This is a genomic window from Novosphingobium subterraneum (assembly GCF_000807925.1).
Classification (GTDB): domain Bacteria; phylum Pseudomonadota; class Alphaproteobacteria; order Sphingomonadales; family Sphingomonadaceae; genus Novosphingobium; species Novosphingobium subterraneum.
This window is the reverse complement of record NZ_JRVC01000006.1, coordinates 36,093-51,914: the sequence shown is the minus strand read 5'-3', so window position 1 is coordinate 51,914 and position 15,822 is coordinate 36,093. Positions and strand designations below refer to the sequence as shown.

Below are 15,822 nucleotides of genomic sequence, written 5' to 3'. Positions count from 1 at the left end.
TCAGGCGATTGGCGTGAAGTCGAGGCCGATGTCGGCGGCGGGCGCGCTCTGCGTCAGGCGGCCGACCGATACGTAATCCACGCCCGAGGCGGCAATCGCGCCGATGGTGTCAAGCCGCACCCCGCCCGAAGCCTCGCATGGGACGCGGCCGGCAACCAGCGCCACGGCTTCGCGCAGGCAGTCTGGTCCCATGTTGTCGAGCAGCAGGCGGGTTGCGCCGGCATCGAGAGCGGGTTCGATCTGGTCGATATGATCGACCTCGCAGATCACGTCCTTGACCCCTGCAGACAGCGCGCGGCGCACGGCTTCGGCCACGCCACCTGCGACGAGTACGTGGTTGTCCTTGATCATCGCCGCGTCCCACAGGCCCATGCGATGATTGGTGCCGCCACCGGTGCGCACGGCGTACTTTTCGAGGAGGCGCAGGCCGGGGATGGTCTTGCGGGTATCGAGCAATTTCGCGTTCGTCTCGCCCATGGCATCAACGTACTGGCGGGTGAGCGTGGCAATGCCCGAAAGGTGCTGGACGGTGTTGAGCGCACTGCGCTCTGCCGTCAGCATCGCACGGGCATTGCCTTCGAGCCGCATCAGGTCGGAGCCGGGCAAAACCTGCGCGCCTTCTGCGACGAGAATTTCGATCTTCATGGTAGGATCGAGCGCGCGGAAGAATGCGGCGGCAATCGGCAAGCCGCACACCGTTATCGCGTCGCGGCTGTCCATCACGCCGGAAAAGCGCGCATCGGCCGGAATCACGCTTTCGCTGGTCACGTCATGCCCGCCGCCAGGCAGGCCTTCGCCAAGGTCCTCGGCGAGCGTTGCGGTGACGAAGGCTTCGAGATCAAAGCCGGGGATGAGAAATTCTTGCATCAAAGCACTCCGCTCGTCCTGAGCCTGTCGAAGGACGCGAGGCAGGCACGTCCTTCGCAGCTACCGGCTCGGGCATGCTTCGACAAGCTCAGCATGAGCGGAAGTGTGAGGCGAATTTGGTCAGTGAACGAAACGCGCTACCACGTCGCGGTAGGAGCGCGATACCTTCACCTCGGCACCACTTTCCAAGACAAGGAAGCATTCGCCGTTGGTATGCGGCTTGACCTGGCGCACCTGATCGAGGTTGACGATCTTGGAGCGGTGCACGCGCTGGAACACGCGGGGATCGAGGCGACGCTCCAAGTCCTTCATCGTCTCGCGCAGGATCAGCGAATTGTCGCCGGTGTAGATGCACATGTAGTCGCCCGCAGCCTCGATGCGCTCGATCGTGTCGACATCGACGCGGAAGATCTTGCCACGGTCCTTGATGTTGATGAGCTTTTCGAACCGGCCGGCAACGGGCTCGCCCTCGTCCTCGATCTCCGGCATGGCATCGGGCGCCACTTCGGCGAGCACGGTCTTGAGCTTCTCGGCTTCTTCGCGGCCGCGCTTCTCGGACAGACGCGTGCGTGCCCGGTCCAGTGCGTCGGCAAGGCGGTCTTCCTCAACCGGCTTGAGCAGGTAGTCGACGGCATTGGCCTCGAACGCCTTGATCGCGTGCTCGGAATAAGCGGTCACGAAAACGAACAGCGGCGGGTCGATTTCCATCACGCCCTTGACCACCGAGAAGCCGTCAAAGCCGGGCATCTGGATGTCGCAGAAGACGAGGTCGGGTTTTTCGGTCTTGATCTTGCGGATGGCCTCGCGGCCGTTCGAACAGGTGTCGATCACTTCGACATCGGGGAAGGCCTGAAGCCGGAGCTGCAGCCCCTGAATGGCCAGTTTCTCGTCGTCGACGAGGATCGTGCGGATCGTCATGCGGTTCCCTTGGGTCTTGTCCAGACTTGGATCACGTTGCGCCCCCGAAACGGTCCCCCGTTGGAGTCTGCCTGATGGCAGGACGGGTAAAGTGGCAGTCGGTTCCCGAGATCATGCACCAACCCCCATGCCGACCCCGATCGGGCGTCGGACGGGCATAGCCTGTACGGGCTCTGCCTTTGCTTCGAACGGCAGTTCGAGCACGACCTGAAAACCCCCTTCCGGGCGGTTTGAGATGTCAAAGCGCTGGTTCTCGCCATAGGCCTGGACCAGACGGTCGCGGATGTTGGCAAGACCGATCCCGGTGCTGTCACTGCTCACGCCGAACACGCTTGAAGGATCGGTGCCCGGTGGCAAGCCCGGCCCGGTGTCCGACACGGTGACCCGCAGCATCGGGCCGACGAGTTGCGCCTCGACGGTGATTTCCGCGCCGTACTCCATCGGGCTGACCGCATACTTGATGGCATTCTCGACCAGCGGTTGCAGCAGCAGCGAAGGCATCAGGCCATTGCGGACGGCATCATCGATGCGGAACTCGGTGCGCAGGCGCTCTTCGAAGCGCATGCGTTCGATATCGAGGTAGAGCTTCAATGTCTCGATTTCCTGGGCAACGGTCACCCGCGCGGTCGGCTCGTTGACCAGCGTGTAGCGCAGGAACGAGGACAGGCGCGAAAGCATCGCGTTGGCCGGTTCGGTCTGCTTGAGCAGGACCAGCGTGGAAATCGAATTGAGCGTGTTGAACAAGAAGTGCGGGTTGAGCTGGTAGCGCAGCATGGCCAGCTGGGCCGAGGTTGCCTGTGCCTCCAGCCGCATCAGCTGGTCGTTCTGCTCTTCCACCTGCAGGAAGAAGTTGATCGCGTAATACAGCCCGGTCCACGAGATCACGAGCGTGAGGTCGAGGTAGAACACCCCGAGGAACAGCTGCGCGAAACTGGCATCGCCGCCTTGCCGGTAGAGGCTGATGACCCACGAATCGATGAAGGCGTAAAGACCGACCGCCACCGACATCGCGATGGCAGTCACGCCCCAGGTGACAATCGGCCGCCGGTTGATCAGCGCGCGGTAGATTACCGACAGGATCAGCGAGATCGAGAAGCCGGTGATCGTGGCGATGACGACGATGACGAGGAACGACCACGGCTGCGCATTGGCGATGGACGACATCGCACGCAGCAGCATCGCGCCGCCCCAGCCCATGAACTGCAGGCGCCAGAAGGCTCTGTTCTTGTTGCCGAAGAACGGCGTCGGTCTGAACGGCAAGGCTGCCATGAAAAGGTTTGTAACCGTTCGGAGCGGGCTAGGCTAGCCCGCCCCTGTTACTTCCGCCTCAGCTCTTGCGTGCAGCATCGATGGCAGCCTGCAGGTCTTCCTGCGGAACTGCGCCGTGAACCAGCTGTTCGCCGATCACCCATGCGGGCGTCCCGTTGATGCCAAGCTGGCGGGCCAGCTGAAGGTTGCGCTTGAGCTCTTCCTCGACATCGGGCCGGGCTGCAAAGGTGCGTGCCGAGGCGAGGTCTAGCCCCGCCGCGGTCGCCGCAGCGGTGATGCTGGCATCCGAAGGCCGGGCGCCCTCGAACATCGCCTTGTGATAGGCGGGATACTTGCCCTGCGCTGCCGCCGCCAGCGCCATGCGCGCGGCGGGCGCGCTTTCGGGTGCGATGATCGGCAGTTCACGCACAACCACGCGCAAGTCGGGGTTCTTCGCGATCAGCGCGTCCAGGGTCTTCACGCTCTGCCGGCAATAGGTGCAGGCAAAGTCGGTGAACTCCACCAGCGTGACCTTGCCGTCGGGATTGCCCATGACCGCACCGGGGAAGGGTGTTTCAAGCGCGCCGCGCATCGGACCGATCTGCGCTGCCGCCTCGCGCTGCTGCAGCCGCTCCATCGCCTCGGGCAGGACTTCGGGGTGTTCGAGGATATAGGACCGCACCAGTCCTTCGATCGCGGCGCGTTCCTTGCCATTGATTCCCGCGCTCGCCAGCGAGGCTTCAAGGTCCGCGTCGTCGCCTGACGCAGTATCGGCGTCGCGGTGGGCGTACCACCATCCTCCAGCTGCCCCGCCTGCGGCAAGGAGCAGGGCGAAGGCGGCGAAGGCGCCTATGCGGCGGGGCTTTGTATCTGACATTGTCTGGTGCCTAGCGGGATTTCTTCTGGCGTTCCATCATTGCCCGCGCCGACATCGCAATGTCCTGCGCGCGTAGCCAGTCGGGCGTGCCCTTGGGCAGTGCGGCCTCGGCGGCCTCGGCGCTGCGTACGGCTTCGGCCAGCCGCATGTTCATAAGCTGCTGTTCGGCGCTGGCAAGGCGCGCGCGGGGAATGTCGCCCTTGGCTTCGTAGACCACGCCGAGCTGGTACCAGGTGAAGGGATTGTCCCGGTCGCGCGAGGCCGAAGTCTTCAGCACCTTTTCGGCTTCGGCGAAATTGTCCTTGTCCTCGGTGGCGATCAGGGCGTGGCCAAAGGTGGTGGCGATCAATGGCTCGTTGCCGGTCAGTTGCGTAGCCTTGCGCAGCGGCGCCACGGCATCCGCGGGGCGACCGGATTCGAGCAGGATCTGTCCTTCCAGCTCGAGAAAATAGGGATTGTCCGGATCGCTGGCGATCAGCGCCCTGGTCTCCGCCAAAGCCTTGTCGACATAGGCCTCCTTGTGGAAGGCATAGGCGCGGGCATAGCGCGCGGGAATGTCGGTCATGTAATCGGGGTAGGCGCGCAGCGTGTCCTGCGGTTCGGCAAGATAGCCGTTGAGCTTGGCCTTGACCCGCTGGAACCGCGCCTGCAGCTCGGCCGGGGGCGGGGTGTTCCACGCCGGGTCCTTCTCGTAGACATCCTGGAGCGTGGTCAGGCGGTCGGACGTCATCGGGTGCGTGCTGTAGAACTCCGCGTCCGGATTCTTGCTGGCATTGTAGCCATAGCGGAATTCCTGGTTCTGCAGCTTCTTGAAGAACTCGATCGAACCGCGTCCGGAAATGCCGGCATCGGAAAGGAACTTTGCGCCCGCTGCGTCTGCCGAGCTTTCCTGCGCGCGGCTGAAGGCGAGGAACTTGCCAAGCGCGGCCTGCTGCCCGGCCATGAACACGCCCAGCGCCGCGTCGGGCGAACCTGCCGCAGCGGCCAGACCGCCGAGCAGCAGCGAAAGCACGGTGATGCCGGTGGCCGGCTTGAGCCCCTCGTTGTACCGGATGATGTGGCCGCCGGTGATGTGGCCCAGTTCGTGCGCGATCACGCCCTGCAGTTCGTTGACGTTGTCAGCCGCGCTTATCAGCCCCGAATGGATATAGATCGCCTGTCCTCCGGCAACGAAGGCGTTGATCGACCCGTCGTTGAGCAGGACCAGATCGATCGCCTTGGGGTTGAACCCCGCCGCCTTGAAGATCGGGGCAGAGGCATCGCGGAACAGCGCCTCGGTTTCCGCATCGCGCAGCACCGATTGCGCAGCCGCTGGCTGGATGCAGAGCGACAGCGCGGCGACCAGCGCGAGCAGGCGCGAGAGGAGCAGGGCGGGGATTCGGACCGTCACGACGCCTGGACTATCGACCCGGCGCCTGAACGGAAACTGAAGGTGCCGTGACCTTGGCGAGGAACGGCAGCACTGCGTCAAGCGCGCGGGTATCGCGCGAGAACGGGCGCGCGAACATCATGATGATGCCTTCATGGGAGACACCCTCGAGCAGGACCGGCTGGTTCGGCGCGCCTGCTTCGGTCAGTCGCTGGGCGAGCGCCTGCGAATTGCGCGGCTTGACCCGGGTATCAGCATCGCCCGTCACCAGCAGGAGCGGCGGGGCGTCCTTGCGCGCGAAGTTGACCGGCTGGGTTCTGGAAAGATCAGGCGCACCGCCGAAGCTGTTGATGGTTGCCGGGGAATCGAGGGGCAGGAAATCGAACGGTCCAGCGAGCGAGACCGTCCCGCGGATCGCCTGCGTGTCCAGCCCCACGCCCTTCAGCCACTGCGGATCAAGCGTGAGCATGACCACGTTGTAGGCCCCGGCCGAATGCCCCATCAGCGCCATGCGCGCCGGATCGCCACCATACCTGGCGGCATTGTCCTGCACCCAGCGCAGCGCCGCCGCGCCGTCCTCCAGCATGCCGGGAAACTTCGCCTGCGGATAGAGCCGGTAACCCGCCAGCACGAGCGCATAGCCCTGCGCGCACAGCGTCCGCGCAATGAAGCGATAGTCGTGGGGATCGCCGCTCGCCCAGCTGCCGCCATGCACGAACACCACGATCGGCAGCGCGCCCTTGGCGCCTTGCGGCACGAACATCTCGAGCTTCTGCGCCGGATTCTTGCCATAGCGCTCGGCCGCGACCAGCTGGATCGCGCCATCGCCACCGTTGAGCAGCTTGTCGGCACCGTCCAGCACGGCAACAGCATTATTCCGCATGGCATGGCTGTAGGCGGCATAGCCGACCAATCCGAGCAGGACGAAGCAAAGCGCCGCCCAGCCGATCCAACCCATGCGCCGCCTGCCCTTCACCGTCCGTGCCATGGGGCACTGGCTAGCAGGCTGCCGCCATTGCGCAAGGCACCTGCAGGTGCGGTCTGTCAGCCGATCAGATGGCGCGCTGCACGTTCGAACAGGGCCGCGTCATCGTGCACCTCGCCAAGAGCGACAATCTCGCCGCTCTCGAGGCGACGCACCACCACCAGCGCGAATTCCTCGCCTTCGGGTGGCGCGATCTCGGTGACCTTGCGTGCCGGCAGCGCGCGCAGCGACTGCGCAAGCGCTTCAGGGCCGCGCTTGGCGAGCGCCTTGCCGGCTTCCTCGCGGCGCAGGCGGCGCTCGGCATTGATCACGCCCTTGAGGCCACCAGCGGCTTCGGAGAGGTAGGCGCCCAGCTCACCCCGGCCGAGGCCGATGCGCTGCGCATGGGTCAGCGCGGTGGCGTACTCGGTGAGGCGCGTCTTGTCGTAGTCGGCGCCGAACACCAGCTTGACCACCGGCGTCATCGGCGCGCGCTCCTGCATGGTCAGCCCTGCGTCTTCGAGCAGTTCGGCAAACTCTTCCGGTTCTGCCTGCGCTGCAAGGGCGAAGTCCCAGGCCCGCCCGATCGCGGCATAAAGCGCGCTGCGAGTGCGGTCTTCGCTCGAATTGGCCACGAGGGCCAGTTCGCGCGCAGAGGCGAGCCAATCGGCCAGGGCTTCCGGTTCATCGGCAGGCGCGCCTGCGGGCAGTGGCAGGATATCGTCGTCGAGCCCGAAGGCGGGCTCAGGGAAGATATCGGCATCAAGCGAGGTGGGGCCATCGGCCCAGGCATCGGTCGGCTCGATCAGCGGACGGCGCGGTTGGCTCTTGATCGGCGCCGAATCGAGCGCTTGCCCGATTTCCAGCAGCAACTCGTCGGTCGTCGCCTGGTCGGCCAGTTCCTTCCAGTTGATCGCACCCATGATGTAGTCGATGCGCGTGCCGTCCGACGAGAACGGCAGCAGGATGCCACGGTAGAGGATCGTGCGGCCAAAGTGGTTCACGAACTCGGCCTCGAAGCCGATCGGCGCCTGATTGGCGATGATCTGCATGTAGTGGTCGGTGATGCGTGACAGCAGCGAGCGGCCGGGCACCTGGCTCAGGCGGGTGATCGAGCTTTCCGTGCCGCACTCGTCGGCCAGCCTGGCGCCGAGAAAGGCAATCGCCGGGTCCTCGATCCCCTCGTCGAAGTGCAGCAGCACGAGGTTGTCGGCAAAGTCCGGATAAGTGCCCGAGAGGAGCGGGGTGACCAGCGGGAACGAATGTTCGCCGAGCAGGCCGGCCCAGTAGTTGTAGGCGCGCACCTGCATGCGGCGCTCGTCCTGCCCCACCACCGGCGGCGGCGGCTCGCTCGGAACGTCGTCCTCGAAACCGGAGAGGTCGAGTTCGGCCTCGGCGGCGTCACGATCAAATCCACGCAAAGTATCCATCAGGCTCACCTGGTCCCCTTGATTGAGGACTGGTCTGGCGCAACTTCGTGAAGAAGTGCTTAAGTTGCGCCAGTGGAGCTTATACGGGGTTAACGCGCAGCGATGGCGGCGGCGGTGGCCAATACCTTCTCGGCTTGGGCAAGGTGCAGTAATTCCACCATTTTCCCGTTGAGGCGCAGCGCGCCCTTGCCGACATTTGCCGGGTCGGCAAAGGCCGCGACGATGGACTCCGCTTCGGCGATATCGGCTTCGCTCGGTGCGAACACACGGTTGCAGGTGGCAAGTTGCGCCGGGTGAATCAGCGTCTTTCCATCAAATCCCGACTCGCGCGCCTGCACGCATTCGGCTTCGAGCCGCGCGGTATCCTCGATTGCGTTGCACACGCCGTCGAGGATCACGAGGCCATTGGCCCGCGCCGCCAGGACGGCCATGGTCAGCACCGGCAGGAAGGCAATGCGCCCCGGCAACTGGGCAATGCCGCTATCCTTGGCGAGATCGTTGAGCCCCAGCACGAAGCCTGCAAGCCGCGTGACTCTTGCGCAATCGGCAATCCGCTCCAGCGCCAAAACGGCGCGCGGCGTCTCGACCATTACCCACAGTTTCACGTCGGGCGCGAAGCCGGCAGCGTCCATCCCGGCCGAAAGTGCCTGCACGTTGGCAGAGTCATCGACCTTCGGAGCGAGCACTGCCTCGACCGGAGCCTGTGCGAGCGCAGCGAGATCGTCATGCCCCCATGGCGTCGACAGGCCGTTGATCCGCGCGATCAGTCGTCGATGACCGAAGCCTCCTGCCTGTACCTCGGCGACCAGCGCCGCGCGTGCTTCGGCCTTGGCTTCGGGCGCCACCGCGTCTTCCAGATCGAGGCACACTGCATCGCAATCGAGGCTGCGCGCTTTGGCCATCGCCCGGGCATTGCTGGCCGGCATGTAGAGAAGCGAGCGCAAGGGGCGGGCGTCGGTCATGGCGAGAACCTTCGAACTTCTAGCGTTTTGGCGCAGGGACAGCGTCCAGCCGCCCCTCTTCGCGCGTCGGCATAGGCGCAAAAAAGTGCATGGCAAGTGAAAGCACCAGCCACGCCGCTGCGGCATGAAGTGCGGTCGGCAAGCTGGCAAGATCGGCCACCGAGCCCCAGCACCACGCGCCCAGCGCCATGCCGCCAAAGGTCACCGCCTGATAGATCGACAGGCAGCGGCCCAGAATGTCTTCCGGACTGCGCAACTGCATCGCCACGTTGAGGCTGGTCATTGCGCTGGCCCAACCCATGCCACCCACGAAGGCGGCGAGCACGGCCATCGGGATGCCCGTGGCCGAAGCCATCAGCAATTGCGCGCAGGCGAAGATCAGCGTCGCCCCGGTCACCACGGTCTCGCTGCCAAGCCGTTGCCGCACTTTCGAGACGAACAGTGCCGTCACGATCGAACCGATGCCGAACCCGCCCAGCATCAGGCCGTAATCAAGCTCGCTGCCCTTGAGCATGTCGCGCGCCACGCTCGGCATCAGTGCCTGCAGGCCTGCCGCGCCAAAGCCGATGGCCAGACCGCGCAGCAGCACCTTGCGGATCGGCGAGGACGAGGCGCAGAACCGCACGCCCCGGCCGATCGCCGCCAGCATCGGCTCGCGCATCGGCGGTAGCGATTCGGGCCGCCAGCGCGACAGCACCACGATCATGCCGAGATAGCTGATTGCGTTGAGCGCAAAGGCAAGGCTCGTGTCCCACAGCGAGATGAGTATCCCGCCGAGCGCTGGCCCGACGCTCCTTGCCAGATTGAACGAGATCGCATTGAGCGAGATTGCTTGCGGCAGGTCTTGCCGCCCCACCTGCAGCCGCACCGACGCTTGCCATGCGGGGCCGTTCAGCGCCGTACCCATACCCACCATCAACGTGAGCGCCAGCAAGGAGAATGGCCCGACATTGCCGGTATAGGCGAGCACGGCCAGCACCGAGGACACGATCAGCATGCCGGTCTGTGCCGCCAGCATCACCCGGCGGCGATCGTAGTTGTCGGCAATGGCGCCCGCGAATACGCCCAGCAGGAGGATCGGGATCGTTGCCGAGGCCTGAACCAGCGCCACCAGCACGTGGCTGGTGGTCAGCTCGGTCATCAGCCATGCCGCGCCCACCGACTGGATCATCGAGCCGATGTTGGAGAACAGGTTGGCCGTCCAGATTGCCCGGAATGCGGGGTAACGGAACGGTGCTAGGGGACTTCCATGGACAGGCTTGGCAGAAGCGGCTGGCACTACAGGTATCGGACCTTCATCTTCATGCGGACAGGTGCGCCGCCGGTAACGTCAAAGGCCGCCGCCTCGAACTTGGGCGCCGACATCTTGACCGGCGCATCGCGCGAGAAGCCGAAACCTTCCTTCGGCAGGAACAGCGTCTTGTCCATCTTCTTGTTCCCATTCTCGTCATGCAGGAGAACGATGGCATAGCGCCCCGGCATCACGTCGCGGATCACCAGCGGGCCGGGCTGGTCTGCCCGGATCGACGCGGTGCGGCGATTGGGGTCCTTGTCGCATCCTTCCGGGAACAGCTTGGGGTTTGCGCTCATGCACAGCCAGATCATGCCCTTGGCATTGCGCAGGCCATTGATGTCGACCGTGATGCTTGTCGGCGCAGGGGCATTTCCGGCGAGAAGAAATGGCAGAAGGAGTAAGGCGCGCTTCATGGTGCGGACAGTCCCTTGTCTGTGCCGCACAGCCGGTCCCAGAAACGGAAATAGAGACCGTAGTTGCAGCGATAGAGTTCATGATGACGATGGTGATGGCTCGCCGTTATCAGCCAGTTCCCTGCGCCAGAATGAACGAGCCAGCGGGGGAACATCTCCCAGCCCATGTGATTGGTCACGCCCATCACGGTCATCACCAGCAGCACCAGCCCGAGCATCCCGACATGGATCGGGATGACGAAGACCAGCGCCGGAATCAGCAGCGAGACGATTGCCGCCTCGATTGGATGGAAGTTCATGGCGGCCCATGCCGTGGGCGGGCGGCTGGCATGATGGATGGCATGGATGCGCCGGAACACCTGCGGACGATGCATCCAGCGATGCGTCCAGTAGAACCAGGTGTCATGGATGAAGAGGTAAAGCAGCAGCGAGACCGGCATCCACCACAGCGGATAGGCCAGCGGGTCGACATAGATCTTGGTCCATCCGCGCTGCTGCCAGCCCCACGCGACCACGCCGGCCGGCACGCCGTAGATTGCGGCGGTGGCGAGGCTCCAGGTGATCTCCGAACGGATCTGCTTTTCAAGGCCAGCATAATGCCCCGGCCGCACCTTGTGCGTCGCCCAGGCGAACATTCCGCTGGTGATCAGATAGCGCACCGCGACGATCACGGTCATGGCAATCGCCGAGGCTAGAACGCTGTCCATTGCGCGTCCCTATGCCAAGCTTTTGAGGCGGAGGACAGCCCTGCCTTGGGGCAGGGCCGAGCCTTCCGCAGATCAGCTCGCGCGGCGAACCTTGTGCTTGTGCGCACCGACGCCCGGCGCACCGCGCGGACGGAAGCGACGCGGCTTGTTGCCGTCCTCGCGCTCGCCACCGTTGAGTGTGGCTTCGAGCACCGGATTGCGCACCGGACCACGATCGGCGGCACCGCCGTCACGACGCTCCTGACGCGGCGAGACATCGCGCGGGCGCCCGTCCCGGCCTTGCGCGCGGCCCCCGTGGGCCTGGCTGTTGCGGTTCTGCCCACCACGACCTTCGCCGCCGCGACCCTGACCGCCGGCACCACGACCGCCATTGCCGCGTGCATCGCGCGCGTCACGGCGGGCATCCTGCTCCATTTCCGCAGGCTTGCGGCTCGGTGCAGGCAGCTTGGCGGCTTCGGCCATGAAATTCTCGGGCAGGCCCATGGTGTCGATCTTGACCCGGGTCAGCTTCTCGATGTCCTTGAGGTAGGGCTTCTCGTCCGGCGCACAGAAGCTGATGGCAATGCCGTCAGCCCCGGCACGCGCGGTGCGGCCGATGCGGTGGACGTACTGTTCTGGCACGTTTGGCAGTTCGAAGTTGAACACGTGGCTCACACCCGAAACGTCGATGCCACGCGCGGCGATGTCGGTAGCGACCAGCACCGGGCACGAACCCTGACGGAAAGCCTCGAGCGCGGCAGTGCGCTGCGCCTGGCTCTTGTTGCCGTGGATGGCACGAGCGTCGATCCCTGCGGACGAAAGGTGGCGCACCACGCGGTCGGCGCCGTGCTTGGTGCGGGTGAACACCAGCGCGCGGTCCAGTTCCTTCGATGCCAGCAGCGCACGGATGCGCAGCGTCAGCAGGGCCTGCTTCTCGGCCTGGTTGATGAAGGTCACGTACTGCTCGACCCGCTCGGCCGTGGTCGAGTTCGGGGCGACTTCGACGCGCACCGGATTGACGATGAACTGCTTGCCCAGATCTTCGATGGCCTTGGGCATCGTGGCCGAGAAGAACAGGCTCTGGCGGGTCTTGGGCAGCAGGTTGGCCACGCGCTTCAGCGCGTGGATGAAGCCGAGGTCCATCATCTGGTCGGCTTCGTCGAGCACGAAGATTTCGGTGCGGCCAAGCGTCAGCGCGCGCTGGTCGATCAGGTCGAGCAGGCGGCCCGGCGTGGCGACCAGAATGTCGACGCCCGGCACGAGGCGGCGGGCCTGCTTGCCGACGGGCACGCCGCCGAACACGCAGTCTACCGACATGTTGAGGTTGCGGGCGTAGCCCTTCATGTTGTCAGCGATCTGTGCGGCCAGTTCGCGCGTCGGCGAAAGCACCAGCATGCGGCACGAGGCCGGCTTGCGCGGCTGCGGGTTGGCGGCAAGCCGGTGCAGCGAAGGCAGCGAGAACGCGGCGGTCTTGCCGGTGCCGGTCTGCGCGATGCCAAGCAGGTCACGGCCCTGCAGCAGGGCCGGGATGGCCTGGCGCTGGATTGGCGTGGGATCGTTGTAGCCCTTGGTTTCAAGGGCGCGGAGAATGGGTTCGGCAAGGCCGAGTTCGGCGAAGAATGACATGAATATGCTTTCGTGGGCGTATCGGCGCAGGGCCGACGCGCGAGTTGAATTCGCTGGGCGCACGCGCCTGAAGGGCACGAGCGGGGTCGATCATGCGACCCATGCGTGAAAGGGGAAGCGGGCGGGGCAACAACCGTTCGTCCGGAGCGGATTTCTGCCGTTTCAGCGAAATCTCACGCCAGCATCCGGACTGCAGCGGGTTGCCCGCCACCGGTCTTGCTGCGGTGCACATAGGCAGCACTTCCCGTTAAAGCAAGGAAATTCGGGCAAAAGGCGGTTGCAAGGCTTCGTCCAGCTCGCCAACGTGCCCGCAAAAGGAGTGGGTCGATGCGTTTCACGATTGGTCTGGTTTCTGCCTTCGTCCTTGTCGGCAGCTCTGCGCAGGCCGCGCCCACGGGGGCCGAGGCAAGGATGGTCGCCACCGTCGATGCCGAACAGGCGCGCACCCTCAAGTTCCTTGAAACAATGGTCAACCAGAACTCGGGCAGCCGCAATCTCGAAGGCGTACGAAGGTTGCGCGATATCGTTGCGCCCGAGTTCACGGCTCTGGGATTCACTTCGCGCTGGATTCCGATGGGGCAGACCGGGCGCGCCGGGCATCTCGTGCTCACGCACAAGGGTCGCAAGGGCGGGAAGAAGCTCCTGCTGATCGGCCACCTCGATACCGTGTTCGAGCCAGATTCCCCGTTCCAGACCTATGTGCTGAACGGCGACAAGGCGACCGGTCCCGGCGTGGGTGACGACAAGGGCGGTATCGCCGTGATCCTCGCCGCCGTTCGTGCCATGCAAACGGCAGGCACGCTCAAGAACGCCAACATCGAGGTATTCCTCACCGGTGACGAGGAAGAGGCAGGCTCCCCCACCGAAGTCGCACGCGCAGATCTTGTCACCGCAGCCAAGGCTGCCGATGTCGCGCTCGATTTCGAAGGGCTGAGCCGCGAAAATGGCAAGGACATGGGATCGATCGCCCGCCGCTCCTCGCAAAGCTGGACGCTGACGGTCGAGGCGAAGTCCGGCCACTCCAGCGGTGTCTGGGGGGCAAATGCCGGCGATGGCGCCATCTATGCTGCGTCGAGGATCTTGAGCGCTTTCCGGGAGGAACTGCCCGAACCCTACCTTACCCTTAACGTGGGCCTGATCGCGGGTGGGGCGGAAGCTGACGTGGCCGATGACAACGCTCATGTTTCGGCGCAGGGCAAGACCAATATTATCCCCGGAAAGGTCGTGGCGCGCGGGGACCTGCGCACACTCAGCCTCGAACAGAACGCTGCCGCGATGCGCAAGATGGAGTGGATCGTGGCGCGCAGTTACCCAGGCGTCACCTCGGCGAAGATCACGTTCAGCGAAGGCTACCCGCCGATGGCGCCGACCGCAGGCAACAAGGCGCTCCTCGCCAAGCTGAATCGGGTCAACGCCACGCTCGATCTGCCTGAGATGCAGCCGCTCGATCCGATGAAGCGCGGCGCGGGCGACATCAGCTTCGTTGCCGAATACATTGACGGTCTCGTCGGCCTCGGCCCCCATTCCACCGGCGACCATGCGCCCGGCGAGACTGTCGATGTCGCCAGCATCTGGACCCAGGCCAAGCGCGCTGCCCTGCTGATGACGCGGCTGGCGGCGGAAAAGTCCGACCGGTGAACGACGATCACCCGCCCAGCCCATGCACCGGTGTCTGCGAAATCGATCCGGTCAGCACGCAGTGCCGCGGTTGCCATCGCACACTGGCTGAAATCACGGCATGGTTCACGGCATCGGCTGCGCACAAGCACGCGATCCTGCGCGACCTCGCTGCGCGTCAGAGCGTCAGCGTGACATCCAAATAGCCGTAGGTCGTATTCCCGGTCGGCGGCGCATTCGGCGCGTCGCGCAGCAGGCTCCGCTTGAACAGCACTGCCGCTCCGCCATCCACCTGCAGCAGCCCCGGCACGATCCAGTGCCGTACGCGCCCTTCGATCTGGTGCCCGCCGAGGCTGCCTGAGGCTCCGCTGGCATCACGCACCCCGGTCGCGGCAAACTGGTCGCGCCGGTTCTCGGCCCAGGCCGTGCGCCACGCCGCGAAAGCGTCGGTTCGCTTCGAGGGAGTCACTTCCAGACGCAGCGAGGGCGAGACGATGTTGCTCCGCCGAAACGGCCCGTAAAGCCCGTTTGGCCCGAATTCGAAGCGCCGCGCCGAATAGAGCGTGTCGAAACGGGTGAACTTGCGCGCGCTGCCCTTATCGCCACTCGCGGCGTCGAACATCGCCACCACGCGGGGCTTCCAGCCACCGGCAAAGGTATAGCCGGCATCGGCGTGGACGAACCAGGCGAACACGTTGAGATCGGTCACATCCGCCACCCCCGATGTCCGCCGTGCCTTGCCGAACTGGACCGCGCCTTCGACGTCGTGGTCCCAAGCCCCGGCGCTTGCCTTCACGAAGTGGCGCGCGCCCACCGTGCCGATCCGCCGGTTCGCTGTCGCCAGCCCCGCGCCGTCGCGCTCGATCAGTCCGAAGGCATAGGGCTGAAGGGTCCCACCAAGCACCTGCGGCAGCGTACCATGCGCGCCAAAGAACATGACGTCGAAGTTCTCGCGGTCCCACTTCACCCGGTCCTCGCGAATGCCCGCAACGTCGTCCGGCAGGCGCTGGTGGGGCAGGGCGAACATCAGGTCGAGCCTGCGTCCCTTGCCCCCGTCCAGCTCAAGATGCGCGCCCGTGAAGGCATTGGTCGTATTGCGAAATCGCTGACGCGCCACCATGCGCCGGTTGCCGAGGTCGAGGGTGTAGCGCCCCAGCGTCAGCGTGCTCTTGCCCGCCAGCTTCACCGCCATGTTCGCCTGCACCAGTTCGAGCGCGTTGACCTCGCCAGTGTTCGCTGAAGAGCGCGCGTCCTGTCCCCAAGCCCGCGCGTCCCAGAGCTCGGCATTGAACCGCACCGGCCCGGCATCATAGCCGGCGGCAAGCTCGGTCCTGAGCGAAACCATCGTGTCGGTTGCGGGGGCAGGGGCGGGGCGGAACTGCCCGCCGATCGATTCCACACGCAGCCGCGCCGAGGCTGACAACGTCCACGGGCCTTCCTCGGCCTGCGCGGGCAGCGCAATGCTGCAGGCAAGGACGGCAACGGCAATGCGCTTCACGATCTGACTTTCCCCGGCGCACCCGTGGTCGGATAGCGTTGCTACTGCCCATA

At 65.1% G+C, this 15,822-nt stretch carries 15 protein-coding genes; 2 read left to right on the top strand and 13 right to left on the bottom strand.

The features are described 5' to 3' along the window. The 12 genes from nadC to NJ75_RS07345 form a co-directional block, all read right to left on the bottom strand. Complete coding sequence (gene nadC / locus NJ75_RS07400) at positions 1–867, bottom strand: carboxylating nicotinate-nucleotide diphosphorylase (RefSeq protein WP_039333026.1); 867 nt, start codon at positions 865–867, stop codon at positions 1–3. 120 nt (positions 868–987) lie between these two features. After that, positions 988–1,785, bottom strand: a complete 798-nt coding sequence (locus tag NJ75_RS07395) for a LytR/AlgR family response regulator transcription factor (RefSeq protein WP_039333025.1) — start codon at positions 1,783–1,785, stop codon at positions 988–990. Positions 1,786–1,896: 111 nt separating this feature from the next. Continuing rightward, on the bottom strand, positions 1,897–3,054 hold the full coding sequence (locus NJ75_RS07390) for a sensor histidine kinase (protein ID WP_039333024.1): 1,158 nt from the start codon (positions 3,052–3,054) through the stop codon (positions 1,897–1,899). 58 nt (positions 3,055–3,112) lie between these two features. Next, entirely contained in the window at positions 3,113–3,910 is a 798-nt protein-coding gene (locus tag NJ75_RS07385) for a DsbA family protein (protein WP_039333023.1), read from the bottom strand. A 10-nt stretch (positions 3,911–3,920) separates the two neighbouring features. Continuing rightward, positions 3,921–5,300 (bottom strand): M48 family metalloprotease, encoded by a 1,380-nt coding sequence (locus NJ75_RS07380; protein WP_039333022.1) that lies wholly within the window; start codon positions 5,298–5,300, stop codon positions 3,921–3,923. A 10-nt stretch (positions 5,301–5,310) separates the two neighbouring features. Next, complete coding sequence (locus NJ75_RS07375; protein ID WP_236727089.1) at positions 5,311–6,267, bottom strand: alpha/beta hydrolase; 957 nt, start codon at positions 6,265–6,267, stop codon at positions 5,311–5,313. A gap of 56 nt (positions 6,268–6,323) precedes the next feature. Further along, a complete protein-coding gene (locus NJ75_RS07370; RefSeq protein ID WP_039333020.1) occupies positions 6,324–7,673 on the bottom strand; it encodes a PAS domain-containing protein in 1,350 nt (449 codons plus the stop codon). A gap of 89 nt (positions 7,674–7,762) precedes the next feature. After that, positions 7,763–8,635 (bottom strand): HpcH/HpaI aldolase/citrate lyase family protein, encoded by an 873-nt coding sequence (locus NJ75_RS07365; protein ID WP_039333018.1) that lies wholly within the window; start codon positions 8,633–8,635, stop codon positions 7,763–7,765. Between the two features lie 19 nt (positions 8,636–8,654). Further along, positions 8,655–9,914 carry an MFS transporter gene (locus tag NJ75_RS07360; RefSeq protein WP_039333016.1) on the bottom strand — a complete coding sequence of 420 codons (1,260 nt, stop codon included), beginning with the start codon at positions 9,912–9,914 and terminating at the stop codon, positions 8,655–8,657. Continuing rightward, positions 9,914–10,342 carry a DUF2141 domain-containing protein gene (locus NJ75_RS07355; protein ID WP_039333014.1) on the bottom strand — a complete coding sequence of 143 codons (429 nt, stop codon included), beginning with the start codon at positions 10,340–10,342 and terminating at the stop codon, positions 9,914–9,916. The genes NJ75_RS07360 and NJ75_RS07355 overlap by 1 nt, the downstream gene beginning before the upstream one ends. Further along, positions 10,339–11,049 carry a sterol desaturase family protein gene (locus NJ75_RS07350; protein ID WP_039333013.1) on the bottom strand — a complete coding sequence of 237 codons (711 nt, stop codon included), beginning with the start codon at positions 11,047–11,049 and terminating at the stop codon, positions 10,339–10,341. Before NJ75_RS07350 ends, NJ75_RS07355 begins: the two co-directional genes overlap by 4 nt. Positions 11,050–11,121: 72 nt before the next feature. Continuing rightward, entirely contained in the window at positions 11,122–12,654 is a 1,533-nt protein-coding gene (locus NJ75_RS07345; RefSeq protein WP_039333011.1) for a DEAD/DEAH box helicase, read from the bottom strand. A 327-nt stretch (positions 12,655–12,981) separates the two neighbouring features. Here NJ75_RS07345 and NJ75_RS07340 point away from each other — a divergent pair, with 327 nt between their 5' ends. Both NJ75_RS07340 and NJ75_RS23720 read left to right on the top strand, forming a co-directional pair. Continuing rightward, positions 12,982–14,292 (top strand): M20/M25/M40 family metallo-hydrolase, encoded by a 1,311-nt coding sequence (locus NJ75_RS07340; protein WP_039333009.1) that lies wholly within the window; start codon positions 12,982–12,984, stop codon positions 14,290–14,292. Further along, entirely contained in the window at positions 14,289–14,477 is a 189-nt protein-coding gene (locus tag NJ75_RS23720; RefSeq protein WP_039333007.1) for a DUF1289 domain-containing protein, read from the top strand. Before NJ75_RS07340 ends, NJ75_RS23720 begins: the two co-directional genes overlap by 4 nt. On the opposite strand, the gene NJ75_RS07330 is transcribed toward NJ75_RS23720, so the two are convergent. Continuing rightward, entirely contained in the window at positions 14,450–15,769 is a 1,320-nt protein-coding gene (locus NJ75_RS07330) for an alginate export family protein (RefSeq protein ID WP_039333005.1), read from the bottom strand. The genes NJ75_RS23720 and NJ75_RS07330 overlap by 28 nt on opposite strands. Positions 15,770–15,822: the final 53 nt, after the last annotated feature.

Bases quoted from the DNA above. Each gene is read 5' to 3' on its own strand.
- nadC (WP_039333026.1), bottom strand. From the start codon at position 867: ATGCAAGAATTTCTCATCCCCGGCTTTGATCTCGAAGCCTTCGTCACC.
- NJ75_RS07395 (WP_039333025.1), bottom strand. From the start codon at position 1,785: ATGACGATCCGCACGATCCTCGTCGACGACGAGAAACTGGCCATTCAG.
- NJ75_RS07390 (WP_039333024.1), bottom strand. From the start codon at position 3,054: ATGGCAGCCTTGCCGTTCAGACCGACGCCGTTCTTCGGCAACAAGAAC.
- NJ75_RS07385 (WP_039333023.1), bottom strand. From the start codon at position 3,910: ATGTCAGATACAAAGCCCCGCCGCATAGGCGCCTTCGCCGCCTTCGCC.
- NJ75_RS07375 (WP_236727089.1), bottom strand. From the start codon at position 6,267: ATGGCACGGACGGTGAAGGGCAGGCGGCGCATGGGTTGGATCGGCTGG.
- NJ75_RS07370 (WP_039333020.1), bottom strand. From the start codon at position 7,673: ATGGATACTTTGCGTGGATTTGATCGTGACGCCGCCGAGGCCGAACTC.
- NJ75_RS07365 (WP_039333018.1), bottom strand. From the start codon at position 8,635: ATGACCGACGCCCGCCCCTTGCGCTCGCTTCTCTACATGCCGGCCAGC.
- NJ75_RS07355 (WP_039333014.1), bottom strand. From the start codon at position 10,342: ATGAAGCGCGCCTTACTCCTTCTGCCATTTCTTCTCGCCGGAAATGCC.
- NJ75_RS07350 (WP_039333013.1), bottom strand. From the start codon at position 11,049: ATGGACAGCGTTCTAGCCTCGGCGATTGCCATGACCGTGATCGTCGCG.
- NJ75_RS07345 (WP_039333011.1), bottom strand. From the start codon at position 12,654: ATGTCATTCTTCGCCGAACTCGGCCTTGCCGAACCCATTCTCCGCGCC.
- NJ75_RS07340 (WP_039333009.1), top strand. From the start codon at position 12,982: ATGCGTTTCACGATTGGTCTGGTTTCTGCCTTCGTCCTTGTCGGCAGC.